The organism is Mesorhizobium sp. URHB0026 (assembly GCF_054059755.1).
In genome coordinates, this window is the sequence record NZ_JBSSCN010000001.1 from 1168713 (window position 1) to 1181355 (window position 12643).

The window sequence follows — 12643 nt, forward strand, 5'->3', positions numbered from 1 at the left end:
AAAAGTGTTCGCGGTTCCGTCCGGAATTGCGTCAAGGCAAGCGCGCAGTCGTAAAACCGCAAACAAAGCTTGAAATACTGTCCGTCGGCTGCCCAGATATGGGGTAATGCAGGACGATAGATGACCAACACCCCGCCACAGATCGAGATTCCGTTCATCGGACGCTGGCACTATTCGCGCGCCGAGACGATCGCCGACGGGATTGTCCATGCTGTCGGGATCGTGCTGGCGATCGCGGCCGGTTCGGCGCTGCTGGCGCTAGCCGCCTTCCGGGTCGGGCCGGGCGAATATATCGCCGCCGCCTTCTATGTCGTGTCGCTGCTCACCGTGCTCTCGGTATCGCTGACCTACAATCTGTGGCCGGTGACCTCGCCGGCGAAATGGATCCTCCGCCGCTTCGATCATGCCGCGATCTACCTCTTGATCGCCGCCACCTACGCACCCTTTCTCGCCCAGTTGGGAAACTCGCCGCTGGCGCGCTGGATGATCGTTCTGGTCTGGACCGCGGCCGCAACGGGCATTGCCATCAAGGTGGTTTTCCCCGGCCGCTTCGACAGGCTGGCAATCGTCTTCTATCTTGCCATCGGCTGGAGCGGCATCGTTCTCGTCAAGCCGCTCGTCGAGACGCTGCCGACCACGTCGATCGTGCTCATCGTCGCCGGCGGCGTCGTCTATTCCTGCGGCGTGATTTTCTTCGCCTGGAAGGCGCTACGCTTCCACAACGCACTGTGGCACGGCTTCGTCGTGACCGGTGCCGGCCTGCATTTGGCGGCCATGGTGGACTGCCTGGTCATCAACCGCCTCTGATGCGCCGGCTCCAAAGTCCGCCTGTGGCAATATTGCCAAGCACCATTCAATTTGGTCACAATTCCGTTTAGAGTCGCCAACTACGTGATCGGCGGCAGCGGCATCGGAAACGGGGCACGGATGGCTTTTCTCAGATCCTTCGGCATGGGCAGGCGCTCCGACGTGCTGATCTACGACCCGCATAAGCTGTCCAGTCCGCAGGTCTTCCTGCTGACCATGGTCATCTTCCTTGCCATCGTCGCTTTCATCGCCGCCATCCTGACCCGCCAGGTCACCACCGCTTTCGTCACCAACCCGGGCCTCAACGGCCTGATCGTCGGCGTGCTCGTCGTCGGTATCCTGCTGGCCTTCACGCAGGTCGGGCGGCTGTTTCGCGAGGTCCGCTGGGTCAACTCTTTCCGAGCCGGCTCCGAGACCACCGAACCGGTGCTGCTGGCGCCGATGAAGGCGATGATCGGCCGTTCCTCGTCCATGGCCTTTTCGACCTCATCGATGCGCACAATGCTCGATTCCATCGCCACGCGCCTCGACGAAAGCCGCGACACCTCGCGCTACCTTGTGGGCCTTTTGGTGTTCCTCGGCCTGCTTGGCACTTTCTGGGGCCTGTTGAATACGATCGGCTCGATTCGCGAGACCATCGAATCGCTCGATCCCGGCACGGGTGATGCAGCCGCGGTTCTCGATTCGCTGAAACAGGGCCTGTCGGCGCCGCTGGCCGGCATGGGCACCGCCTTCTCATCCTCGCTGTTCGGCCTGTCCGGCTCGCTCGTGCTCGGCTTCCTCGACTTGCAGGCCGGCCGCGCCCAGACGCGCTTCTACACCGAGCTCGAGAACTGGCTGTCCTCGGTCACGGATCTGTCGTCCGATATCGTCGTTTCCGACCCGGCCAAGGCCGAGTCTTCTGACGAGATCCGCGTCCTGTCGGAGCGGCTGCGCAGCTTGCAGGAGAATGGCGGCGGCTCCAACCCGCGCGTCGCCACCGCCATGGCCAATCTCGCCGACGGCATTTCGGGCTTGGTCAAGAACATGCGCTCCGAACAGCAGATCATGCGTGACTGGGTCGAAGCCCAGTCAGACGAACAAAAGGCGATGCGCAACACGCTGGAAAAGATCGCCGACGCGCTGAAGAAGCCCGGGGTGCACTAGGATGGCGCTTGCCAGGGGCCGGCGTACCGATCGCCGCATCGACTATTGGCCGGGTTTCGTCGACGCGCTGTCGACTCTGCTGCTCGCCATCATGTTCCTGCTTACCGTCTTCGTGTTGGCGCAGTTCCTGCTCGGGCGCGAAATCTCCGGCAAGGATACGGCGCTGTCGCGCCTCAATTCGCAGATCAACGAACTGACGCAGCTTCTGGCGCTGGAGCGCTCGACGGCACAGGACAAGGAGGATTCGCTGGCCAATCTGCAGGCGTCGCTGTCGGCGGCGGAGGCGGAGAAGAGCCGGCTCGAACAGTTGCTGGCACAAGGTGCGGGTGCCGGCGACGCCGCCAACCAGCGAGCCGCGGCGCTGGGCGGCGAACTCGACAACCAGCGCCAGATCAGCCAGCAGGCGCTGAGCCAGGTCGAGATCCTCAACCAGCAGATCGCGGCATTGCGCAAGCAGATCGGCGCGCTCGAGGATGCCCTCAACGTCTCCGAAACGCGCGATCGCGATTCCAACACCAAGATCGCCGATCTCGGCCGTCGCCTGAACGTGGCGCTGGCGCAGCGTGTGCAGGAACTGAACCGCTACCGCTCCGATTTCTTCGGACGTCTGCGCGAAATCCTGGCCGATCGCGAGAACATCCGCATCGTCGGCGACCGCTTCGTGTTCCAGTCGGAAGTTCTGTTCCCGACCGGATCCGAAGTGATCAACGATGCCGGCAAGGTCGAGATGAAGAAGCTCGCCGACGCCATTATCGAACTGCAGAAAGAGATCCCGCCGGAGATCAACTGGGTGCTGCGCGTGGACGGCCACACCGACAACAAGCCGCTGTCCGGCACCGGCCGTTATCGCGACAATTGGGAACTGTCGACGGCGCGCTCGACCTCGGTGGTCAAGTTCCTGATCGAGAATGGCGTACCGGCCAACCGGCTCGTCGCCGCCGGCTTCGGGGAATTCCAGCCGCTCGATCCCGCCGACACGGAAGAGGCGCGCAACAAGAACCGCCGCATTGAACTTAAGCTCACCGAACGTTGATCCATCATCACGCGAACTCACGCGAAATTGTTCGCCGGCTCAACTCTAGGGCGCCGACATCGGCCGGCAAGGCCTGAAAAGATTATCTTTTTTTAATTACACTTCCCGCCGAAGCGCTCCTAGCTTGCCGCGCAGGGCCGAGAACCGCCGGCGATGCCTCCCATCGCGACGCGACGGGACTGGACGACCCAAAATGGTCGGAAGGCGAGGCGGCGCGGCCGCTCTCCCTTCCCAGCAGGAGGAAGCGCACCATGCGCTCATCAGCATCTCTCAAGACTGCAACACTTGCCGCAATTCTCATTGCCGTCCCGCTCGCCGGCGCCTATGCCGCGGGCCACCACAAGGGTGCTCTCGATGCAACCGCCCCCACCGACATGGCAGGCCCCCGTGTCGAGGCGCTCGTTGAGCAGGTCCGGGGTGTTCATCAGGGCATCGTCGACGCCAGGCAAGCCAACCACATCACCCCGGCAGTCGCGGAGCGCCTGGAAATGCGCACCGCCCGAATCAGTCAGGTCGCCGAGAGGATAGCCGCGTCGGATCACGGCAGGATCCCGGCCGCGCAGTACCATGACCTGCTGCGCCGGCTCGACAATGTGGATCAGCGTCTGATGGTCGACACCGGCAGCGGTTTCCTGATGGGTGATGGTGCCGACGGCGGAAACTATCCGAACGGCTGAGGCTATTCCGGCCTGGAAACGTCCTGGAGGAAGGGACCCATTGACGCCTTCGGGACCCCAATCCCGCTGGCGTCCTTTTTCTTTCCCTACCAGCCCATCTTGCCTACCAACCGAGCCAGACCGCGAGCAGGGCGACCACCGCCGGCACGGTCTGGATGTACAGGATCTTGCGGCCGACCGTCGCCGCGCCATAGAGACCGGCAATGGCCACGCACAACAGGAAGAAGACCTTGACCTGGAAACCGGCGGCGCCGAGGTAAAGCCCCCAGATCAGGCCGGCGGCGAGAAAGCCGTTATAGAGACCCTGATTGGCGGCGAGCACTTTGGAGGCGCCGGCGAATTCTGGCGTCAGGCGGAATGTCTTGTGCCCGCGCGGCGTGTCCCAAAGCACCATCTCGAGATAGACGATGTAGACATGGATCAAGGCCACCAGCCCAACCAGGATGTTGCCGATCATTCTGCTCCCCTTCATCCGTCGCCGACAGCATTTCATGCCGAACCTCGCTTGCGCAAGCTGCATCTGCCGGATGGTATCCGAGGGTTGCCAATGCTTTTGCGTTGGTGTCTTTTCGCCCGTCCTCAACCACGGAAGCCGCCATGTCCTTTCACAAACTCGACGATCTCGGCCACAAGCTCGAAGCGCTTGAGCATGCGCTGGCCATCCTCGGCGCCGATGAGGCGACCCACATGGCCGTCGGTGGTGGCGAGAAGCGCGCCGAGGCGATGGCAGCCCTTGCCGGCATGTATCACACCAGGGCGACCGCGCCGGAAATATCGGACTGGATCGCCGCGGCCGAAGGCGAGGCATTGGACCATGAGCAGCGGGCGGCTCTCGCCGAGTTGCGGCGGCAATACACCAACCTGACCTGCCTGCCGGTCCAATTCGTCGAGCGCCAGACGACGGCGCGCATGCGCTGCGAGCAATTGTGGCGCGCCCTGCGCGCCAAGAACGATTGGGCTGGCTTCCAGCCGGCTCTCGAAGGCGTGGTGGCGCTGGTGCGCGAAGAGGCGGCCCTGCGCTCCGATGTCCTCGGCCTAGCTCCCTATGACGCGCTGATGGAGCAATTCGACCCCGGCAACCGCACCGCCGACATCACCCCCGTCTTCGCCGACCTGAAGGCCTTCCTCAAGGGATTCGTGCCCGAGGCGGTGGCGATCCAGGAGGCGCGGCTGCGCAAGCATCCGCTGAAGCCGCTTTCGGGTACCTACGCGATCGACAAGCAGCGTGAACTCGGCCTTGCCATGATGGCTGCGGTCGGTTTCGACCTGACGCATGGCTCGCTGTCGGTATCGCACCATCCCTTCTGCGGCGGCGTGCCGAGCGACGTGCGCATCACCACACGTTACAAGACATCGGATTTCCTGTCGGCGCTGATGGGCGTGCTGCACGAGACCGGTCATGCGCTCTACGAACAAAACCTGCCCAAGACGTGGTCGCACTGGCCGCTGGGCAAGGCCCGCGGCATGGCCGTGCACGAAAGCCAGAGCCTGTTCGTCGAAAAGCAGATCGGCCGCAATCCTGCCTTCTGGCGCTGGGCGCTGCCGGTGGTGGAGAAGCATCTCGGCGAAGCCTGGTCGCTCGACGATATCCTGCCGCATGTGCATCGTGTCGAACGTGGCCTGATCCGCGTCGACGCCGACGAGGTGACCTATCCCTTGCATGTCATCCTGCGCTACGAACTGGAGCAGGAGCTTGTTTCGGGCAGCCTCGAAGTGGCTGATCTGCCCGAAGCCTGGGATGCCAAGATGCGCGACTATCTTGGTATCTCGACCATCGACAACCCCGCCGACGGGCCGATGCAGGACGTCCATTGGCCGGGTGCTGCCTTCGGCTACTTCCCGTCCTATACGCTGGGCGCGATGATGGCGGCGCAGCAATGGGCCGCGCTGACGCGCGAGCATCCTTCAGCCGACGAAGACCTTGCAAAGGGGAATTTCGAGGCGATCAACGGTTGGCGCCGCGAGAAGATCTGGTCGCAGGGATCGCGCTGGTCGACGCCGGACCTGCTTGAGCGCGCCACCGGCGAGAAGCTCAACGCCGTGTATTTCGTCAATCATCTGAAGCAGCGCTACGGCGGATGAGATGCCGCCTGGATGACAATTTTCGTTTCGCCGAGACGAACTGAACCTGCTACTCCGCCGCGCCCCTGAAGGCGCTGGCGCCGGTCTCGAACTGCAGCTTGGCGAGCCTGGCATAAATGCCACCCTTGGCGACCAGGCTCTGATGCGTGCCTTCCTCGACGATGCGGCCGCCATCCATGACCAGGATCCTGTCGGCCTTCAGCACAGTCGCCAGCCGGTGGGCGATGACGATGGTGGTGCGCCCCTGCATCAGCCGCTCGAGCGCGGTCTGCACCAATGTCTCGCTTTCGGCGTCGAGGGCCGAGGTCGCCTCGTCGAGCAGCAGGATCGGCGCGTCGCGCAGGATGGCACGTGCGATCGCCACACGCTGGCGCTGGCCGCCGGACAGCGTCACGCCGCGCTCGCCGACCTGGCTGTCATAGCCGTTCTCGAGCCTGAGGATAAACTCGTCCGCCAATGCGTCCTTGGCCGCCGCCTCGATCTCTGCCTCGCTGGCGCCTGGCCGGCCGAAGCCGATATTGTCGCGTGCGCTCGCGGCGAAGATGGTGACGTCCTGCGGCACGATGGCGATGCGCTGCCGGACCGCGACGGGATCGGCCTCGCGCACGTCGACGCCGTCAATCAGGATCTTGCCTGTCTCGGGATCGTAGAAGCGCAGGATCAGCGAGAACACCGTGCTCTTGCCGGCACCCGATGGGCCGACGATGGCCACCGTCTCGCCAGGCATGACTTGAAAACTCAGGCCGTGGACGGCGGCGCGATCGGGCCGCGCCGGATAGGAGAAGGAAACATTCTCGAAGACGATCGCGCCCTTGGCAACGGCCGGCAACGGTTTCGGAGTGCCGGGCGCCTGGATCGCCGGCGTCTCCGCCAGAATCTCGGTCAGCCGTTCGGCGGCACCGGCGGCTTGCGCGAGTTCGCCCCAGACTTCCGACAGCGCGCCGAGCGCACCGGCGGCGAACACCGAATAGAGGAGGAATTGGCCAAGCGTGCCAGGCGATATCGTGCCGGCGAGCACGTCGCGCGAGCCGAACCACAACACCGCCACGACCGAGGAGAAAATGGTGAAGATGGCGAAGAAGGTGAGGAAGGAGCGCGCGAAGATCGAGGCGCGCGCTGCCTCGAAGGCGGCTTCCACCGCGCCCGAGAATCGTCCGGTGACCAGTGTCTCATTGGTGAAGGCTTGCAGCGTGCGCACCGCGCCGATCTGCTCGCTCGCATAGGCCGTCGCGTCGGCAAGCGTGTCCTGGGCCTGCCTTGACTTGCGCCGCACCGAGCGGCCGAAGGCGACCAGCGGCAGCACGATCACGGGGATTGCCGCAATGACTAGGCCGGAGAGTTTCGGGCTGGTGATGACCATCATGCCCACCGCGCCGAGACCGAGGATGACGTTGCGCAGCGCCACGGATGCGGTAGCGCCTACCGCCGACTTGACCTGCGTGGTGTCGGCGGCGAGCCGTGACACGATTTCCCCCGACTGGGCGGTGTCGAAGAAGGCCGGCGACAGCGTCGTCACATGGGCAAAGACATCGCGCCTGATGTCGGCGACAACGCGCTCGCCGAGCGTGATGACGAAATAGTAGCGGCCGGCCGACGCCGCAGCCAGCACGGCGGCCATCGCCACGAGGGCGCCGAAATATTCGGCGATGAAGGTAGTGCTGGCCGACGAGAAACCGTGGTCGATCATGCGCCGGACGGCCAGCGGCAGTGCCAATGTCGTTGCCGCCGCGATGGCCAGTGAGATAAGGGCGCCGATGACCAGCGTGCGATATCCGGCGATATACGGAAACAGGCGCCTGAGCGGCTTGAGCGAGCGTCGGCGCTCGTCTGCGCTGCTTGATTGCGCCATGTCGGTGTTTCCTCTAGCCACTTCAGCTTATGCGCTTCAATATGCGCTTGCTGCGGCCTTGTGATTCAATTCCGGCTGATGTATAGGCACGCCGACCGTTTTAGAAGCCGTGGCTCCTCAATAGCTGCGGCTTCGAGTTTTAAAAAGAGGCGCATCGACGCAGGCTTATGCCCGTCCGCCGCGCCGGCAAGCCAGGAACAGAGCCATGAAGAGCGCAATCCATCCCGACTACCACACCATCAAGGTCGTCATGACCGACGGCACCGAATACACGACCCGTTCGACCTGGGGCAAGGAAGGCGATACGATGAACCTCGATATCGACCCGACCACCCACCCGGCATGGACCGGCGGCCAGCAGACCCTGCTCGACCGCGGCGGCCGCCTGTCGAAATTCAAGAAGCGCTTCGAAGGTTTCGGCCTCTAAGGCGAAGAGTTTTTTCGCGGATCAAGAGCCCGCCCTTGTGGCGGGTTTTTTGTTGCTTGGCCGAAGGCTGGGTTTTCGGCCCCTTATTCGGCCAGCAATTCCCTGAGTGCCATGCGCTTGTAGGCCGCGACCAGCCTGTCGCCCTCCTGCCGCTCGACCGAGATCGCCAGCCGCATGGCCGCCTCGCCCATCTGCCAGACCAAGAATGCTGTCGTGTCGAGCGCCACCGGATCGGCATCGGGCCGCAGGCGCTTGAGGACCGCGATCAGAAATTCCGCGTTCGCGCGGCTGTCGGCGAGTTCTAGCTGGCGCAGCGCCTTGTCGGCCTGTGTGCCCGACCAGATATCGCGCATCACCGGCTCGGCCAGGAACAGGCCGTAATAGATATCGACTAGCTCGGAAAAGGCCCGCTTCAGGCCTTCGGCGTCGCTGATATCCTTCAGTGCCGCCGAAATGCACGCCTGGCTCTCGGCCGTGTAGCGTTCGGCCAGCGCCCAGACGATCGCCCGCTTGTCCGGAAAGAACTGGTAGAGCGAGCCTATCGACACCCCAGCCCGCTCCGCCACTTCCCCCATGCGCATGGCATCGCTGCCTTGCTCGGCAATTAGCGCCGAGGCGGCCGCAAGCATGCGCTCGACTCGCTCGCGGCTGCGCCGCTGGCTCGGCGCCCGGCGCGGCGAAGCGATCTGCTCGTTGGCCGGCGTTGCCCCCATGACTGTCTCCAACAAACGCGTCCGGTAAAATCACCGGGAATGACTTGACTTACAAAATACGAGGGTTTATCACATTCTGCAAATGTGAGACATACTCACATTTGCAGAGAGCAAACCGCCGCAACCAGCGTCTGGAGCAACTGAAATGACGAAGCTTCTTCCAACCCTCACCTTCGTCGCCGCGATCGGCTCGGGCGTCGTTGGCGGCGTGTTCTTCGCCTTTTCCACGTTCGTCATGGCAGCCCTTGTCCGGCTGCCCGTTCCAACCGGCATCGCAGCGATGAATTCGATCAACATCACGGTGATCACCCCGACCTTCATGACCGCGCTTTTCGGCACCGGCCTCATCTGCCTCGTCCTCATTGCCGCCGCTCTCTTGGGCTGGAGCCATTCGCGCACCTACTGGTTGCTTGCCGGCGCGGTGCTCTATCTGGTCGGCAACCCTATCGTGACCATGGCCTTCAACGTGCCGCTCAACGATGCGCTCGCCGCCGTCGATCCGGCCAGCAGCAACGGCGCGGCCGTGTGGGCGAACCACCTGAGCCAATGGGTGATGTGGAACCACGTCCGTACCATCACGGCCATCGTGGCGATGGCCTGCTTTATCTTCGCATTGCTCTAAAGAGGCTCTGCGAAACGCAAGAGGCCTTGCTCACGCCGGATCTTGCGTGTCGCCCTTCGACCTATGGCCTTTGCGGTCGGCGTGACCGAGATCCCGATCCGGATCGATCACGTCGCGGACCAGCTGCTTGAGTTTCGCCGCGTCCGGAAAGCCGCCGTCGCGCTTGCGATCCCAGACCAGCACTTCATTGCAGGAGATGGTGAAGATGCCGCCGGTGCCCGGCACCAGCGTCACCTCGCCGAGATCGGTGCCGAAGGTGGAGAGCAGCTCCTGCCCCATCCAGCCGGCACGCAACAGCCACTGGCATTGCGTGCAGTAGGTGATGCGGATGGCCGGCAACTGAGCTTTACTCATGTCGGACGACCTTCGCTCACGCCGCGCTGAGCTTGGCCATCGTCTCGTCGTCGACTTCGAAGTTGGCGTACACGCTTTGCACGTCGTCATCGTCCTCGAGCGTCGCAACCAGCTTCATCAGCGACTGCGCCCGCTCTTCGTCGACCGGGACATTGTTCTGCGGCTTCCAGATCGCCTTGACAGATTCGGCCTCGCCGAGCGAGGTTTCAAGCGCCTTGGACACCTCGCCGAGAGTCTCGAAGGCGCAATAGATCGTGTGGCCTTCTTCGTCCGATTCGACATCGTCGGCGCCGGCTTCGATGGCCGCATCCATGATCTTGTCGGCGCTGCCAGCCGAGGCCGGATAGTAGATTTCGCCGGCACGGTCCCACATGAACGACACCGATCCTGTTTCACCGAGCGCGCCGCCGGCCTTGGTGAAGGCGGCGCGGACATTGGACGCCGAACGGTTGCGGTTGTCGGTCAGCGCCTCGACGATCACGGCCACGCCACCCGGCCCGTACCCTTCGTAGCGCACGGCTTCGTAGTTTTCGGCGTCGCCCATCGAGGCCTTGTTGATGGCGCGCTGGATGTTGTCCTTGGGCATCGACACCGCCTTGGCGTTCTGGATCGCCAGCCGCAAACGCGGGTTCATCGATGGATCCGGCGTTCCGCTCTTGGCGGCGACGGTGATTTCGCGCGCCAGCTTGGAAAACATTTTCGACCGCACCGCGTCCTGACGACCCTTGCGGTGCATGATGTTCTTGAACTGTGAATGGCCAGCCATGGCACCCCTGTCGTGTTCGGCTAGAGCGTCTTGCCGCGAGATGCGTCATCTCGCCTTTGCAAAAGGCTCGAATTTAATTTCAGAGCGTCCCGATGCGTCCGGGTGAACGTACGGCGCTCTGTGTCGGAATGGCCGGCTTATAGATAAATCGGCTCAATTCGTCCAGCCGCGCCGCGTTGCCAGGCACTCGGCATGCGGCGGCCCGGCAAGCAGGTTTCGCCCGGCCTTTGTCCTACCCTTCGAGATCGGAGGCCTACCCTTCCAGATCGGACTTCAGCCGGTCGATGATACTGAGCGCATGGCCGTCATACTGGCTGATCCAGCGGCCGTGAATCTGCTTGATCGGCAACGCATTGAGATGTTTCCAGAGCTCGCGTCCGTCGCGGCGCGCGACGTTCAGGTCCGCCTCCTCCGGGGCATTAGGCTCGCCCGGCGCCGATCGGTCTCAGTGCCGGTCGCCGGTTTTCGCTTTCTTGCGCCGCCGCGCCAGCATGTTGAGCCCCTCGACCAGCGCCGAAAAACCCATCGCCGCGTAGATGTAGCCCTTGGGCACATGATAGCCCATGCCGTCAGCGATCAGCGTCATGCCGATCATCAGCAGGAAGCCCAGCGCCAGCATGACGATGCTCGGGTTCTTGGCGATGAAGTCCGCCAGCGGTCCGGCCGCCAGCATCATCACGGTCACGGCCGCGATGACCGCGATATACATGATGGCGATCTCGTCGGTCATGCCGACGGCGGTGATGATGGAATCGATGGAGAAGACGAGGTCGAGCAGCAGGATCTGGAAGATCGCGCCGGCAAGCGAGATCTTAAGCGTTTCGCCCAGCATCGTGTCCTGATGATAGTCGGGATCGACCGTGTGGTGGATCTCCTTGGTCGCCTTCCACACCAGGAACAGACCGCCGGCGATCAGGATCAGGTCGCGCCAGGAGAAGCCGTGGCCGAACGCCGTGAAGACCGGCGTCGTCAGTTGGACGATGATGGAAATGGTGGCGAGCAGCACCAGGCGCATGACCAGCGCCGCCGAGATGCCAAGACGCCGCGCGCGTGCCCTCTGCTCCACAGGCAGCTTGTTGGTCAGGATCGAGATGAAGATCAGATTGTCGATGCCGAGCACGATCTCGAGCACCACCAGCGTCAGCAGCGCGACCCAGGCGGTCGGGTCGGAAACGAATTGAAAATGCGGCGCCAGGAATTCGATAAGCTGCATGGAGGTCGTCCCCTACGATCTAGAGCAGTGTCGCCGGCAATTAGGTACTGCGAACCCCTATATCAATGTCACGCCCAGAAGGACGGAGCCGTTTCTTCAAGCCTTGGCCCGCGACGAAACGGCGCGATCTTCTCGGTGAGCCCCGTGCGGTCGGAAATATCGACGCCGACGCCGCACAATGTCGCCGGTCCCGTCGCTGCCTCGAAACGCCCTTTCGGCACTTTCGACAGGAACCGGTTGAGCGGTTCTTCCTTGTCCATGCCGAGCGATGAATCATAGTCACCGCACATGCCGGCATCAGACAGGTAGCCGGTACCGCCATTGAGGATCTGATGGTCGGCGGTGGGCTGGTGCGTGTGGGTGCCGACGACGAGACTGGCGCGTCCATCGACGAAATGCGCGAAGCACATTTTTTCCGAGGTTGCCTCGGCATGGAAGTCGATCACCACCGCATCCGCCTGCTCGCCGAGCGGACAGGCGGCAAGCTCGCGTTCGCCGGCCTGAAACGGGTCGTCGAGCTCCGGGTGCATGAACACCCGGCCCATAATGTTGGCGACCAGCACGCGCGCGCCGTTTTTGGCGATGTAGACACCGGAGCCGCGCCCCGGAGTGCCTCTGGGGAAATTTGAAGGCCGCAGGAACCGCTGCTCGCGCGGCGCGAAGGCCAGCGCGTCGCGCTGGTCCCAGACATGGTTGCCGGTGGTCACGACATCGCAGCCCGCCGCGATCGTCTCACGCAAGATCTCTTCGGTGATGCCGAAGCCGCCAGCCGCGTTCTCGCCGTTGACGATGACGAAATCGAGTTTGAAGTCGGAGATCAGGCCAGGCAGTTGTTCCCACACCGCGGTGCGGCCTGTCTTGCCGACCATGTCCCCGAGGAAAAGAAGTCGCATCTATGCGTGATCCCGAAAAGTTGCATGACTTTTCGGCAAAGATCATGCGTTTCAAAGAACT

14 protein-coding genes and 1 pseudogene are annotated in these 12643 nt (G+C 63.3%); 7 read left to right on the plus strand and 8 right to left on the minus strand.

From position 1 onward, the window contains the following. Window positions 1–120: 120 nt before the first annotated feature. The 4 genes from trhA to ACVWWD_RS05925 all read left to right on the plus strand — a co-directional run bounded on the left by trhA (window position 121) and on the right by ACVWWD_RS05925 (window position 3663). Window positions 121–807, plus strand: coding sequence for a PAQR family membrane homeostasis protein TrhA (gene trhA / locus ACVWWD_RS05910; RefSeq protein ID WP_352551076.1), 687 nt, complete (start codon window positions 121–123; stop codon window positions 805–807). A 120-nt stretch (window positions 808–927) separates the two neighbouring features. Then, on the plus strand, window positions 928–1953 hold the full coding sequence (locus tag ACVWWD_RS05915; protein ID WP_023771698.1) for a MotA/TolQ/ExbB proton channel family protein: 1026 nt from the start codon (window positions 928–930) through the stop codon (window positions 1951–1953). A 1-nt stretch (window position 1954) separates the two neighbouring features. Next, window positions 1955–2986, plus strand: coding sequence for a peptidoglycan -binding protein (locus tag ACVWWD_RS05920; protein ID WP_023784262.1), 1032 nt, complete (start codon window positions 1955–1957; stop codon window positions 2984–2986). A 251-nt stretch (window positions 2987–3237) separates the two neighbouring features. Then, window positions 3238–3663, plus strand: coding sequence for a hypothetical protein (locus ACVWWD_RS05925; RefSeq protein WP_352551073.1), 426 nt, complete (start codon window positions 3238–3240; stop codon window positions 3661–3663). Between the two features lie 103 nt (window positions 3664–3766). Here ACVWWD_RS05925 and ACVWWD_RS05930 read toward each other — a convergent pair whose 3' ends face one another. After that, the gene (locus ACVWWD_RS05930; protein WP_023771701.1) at window positions 3767–4120 is read right to left on the minus strand and encodes a DUF1304 domain-containing protein; all 354 of its coding nucleotides are present in this window, start codon (window positions 4118–4120) and stop codon (window positions 3767–3769) included. 140 nt (window positions 4121–4260) lie between these two features. Between ACVWWD_RS05930 and ACVWWD_RS05935 the strand changes: the two genes are divergently transcribed. Beyond that, window positions 4261–5745 (plus strand): carboxypeptidase M32, encoded by a 1485-nt coding sequence (locus ACVWWD_RS05935; protein ID WP_352551071.1) that lies wholly within the window; start codon window positions 4261–4263, stop codon window positions 5743–5745. Window positions 5746–5794: 49 nt separating this feature from the next. Here ACVWWD_RS05935 and ACVWWD_RS05940 read toward each other — a convergent pair whose 3' ends face one another. After that, complete coding sequence (locus ACVWWD_RS05940) at window positions 5795–7594, minus strand: ABC transporter transmembrane domain-containing protein (protein WP_352551069.1); 1800 nt, start codon at window positions 7592–7594, stop codon at window positions 5795–5797. A 205-nt stretch (window positions 7595–7799) separates the two neighbouring features. Between ACVWWD_RS05940 and rpmE the strand changes: the two genes are divergently transcribed. Continuing rightward, on the plus strand, window positions 7800–8021 hold the full coding sequence (gene rpmE / locus ACVWWD_RS05945; RefSeq protein ID WP_010912060.1) for a 50S ribosomal protein L31: 222 nt from the start codon (window positions 7800–7802) through the stop codon (window positions 8019–8021). A gap of 83 nt (window positions 8022–8104) precedes the next feature. On the opposite strand, the gene ACVWWD_RS05950 is transcribed toward rpmE, so the two are convergent. After that, a complete protein-coding gene (locus ACVWWD_RS05950) occupies window positions 8105–8734 on the minus strand; it encodes a TetR/AcrR family transcriptional regulator (RefSeq protein WP_352551066.1) in 630 nt (209 codons plus the stop codon). Window positions 8735–8879: 145 nt separating this feature from the next. Here ACVWWD_RS05950 and ACVWWD_RS05955 point away from each other — a divergent pair, with 145 nt between their 5' ends. After that, window positions 8880–9356, plus strand: coding sequence for an anthrone oxygenase family protein (locus ACVWWD_RS05955; RefSeq protein WP_352551065.1), 477 nt, complete (start codon window positions 8880–8882; stop codon window positions 9354–9356). A 30-nt stretch (window positions 9357–9386) separates the two neighbouring features. Here ACVWWD_RS05955 and ACVWWD_RS05960 read toward each other — a convergent pair whose 3' ends face one another. From ACVWWD_RS05960 to ACVWWD_RS05980, 5 genes and pseudogenes are all read right to left on the minus strand, one after another. Next, complete coding sequence (locus ACVWWD_RS05960; RefSeq protein ID WP_352551063.1) at window positions 9387–9710, minus strand: SelT/SelW/SelH family protein; 324 nt, start codon at window positions 9708–9710, stop codon at window positions 9387–9389. Between the two features lie 16 nt (window positions 9711–9726). Continuing rightward, the gene (locus ACVWWD_RS05965; RefSeq protein ID WP_023771706.1) at window positions 9727–10476 is read right to left on the minus strand and encodes a YebC/PmpR family DNA-binding transcriptional regulator; all 750 of its coding nucleotides are present in this window, start codon (window positions 10474–10476) and stop codon (window positions 9727–9729) included. A gap of 253 nt (window positions 10477–10729) precedes the next feature. Beyond that, window positions 10730–10888: pseudogene (locus ACVWWD_RS05970) on the minus strand (transcriptional regulator); the annotation flags it as partial. A gap of 33 nt (window positions 10889–10921) precedes the next feature. Beyond that, window positions 10922–11689 (minus strand): TerC family protein, encoded by a 768-nt coding sequence (locus tag ACVWWD_RS05975; protein WP_352551060.1) that lies wholly within the window; start codon window positions 11687–11689, stop codon window positions 10922–10924. A 68-nt stretch (window positions 11690–11757) separates the two neighbouring features. Then, a complete protein-coding gene (locus ACVWWD_RS05980; RefSeq protein ID WP_023771709.1) occupies window positions 11758–12582 on the minus strand; it encodes a TIGR00282 family metallophosphoesterase in 825 nt (274 codons plus the stop codon). Window positions 12583–12643 lie beyond the last annotated feature (61 nt).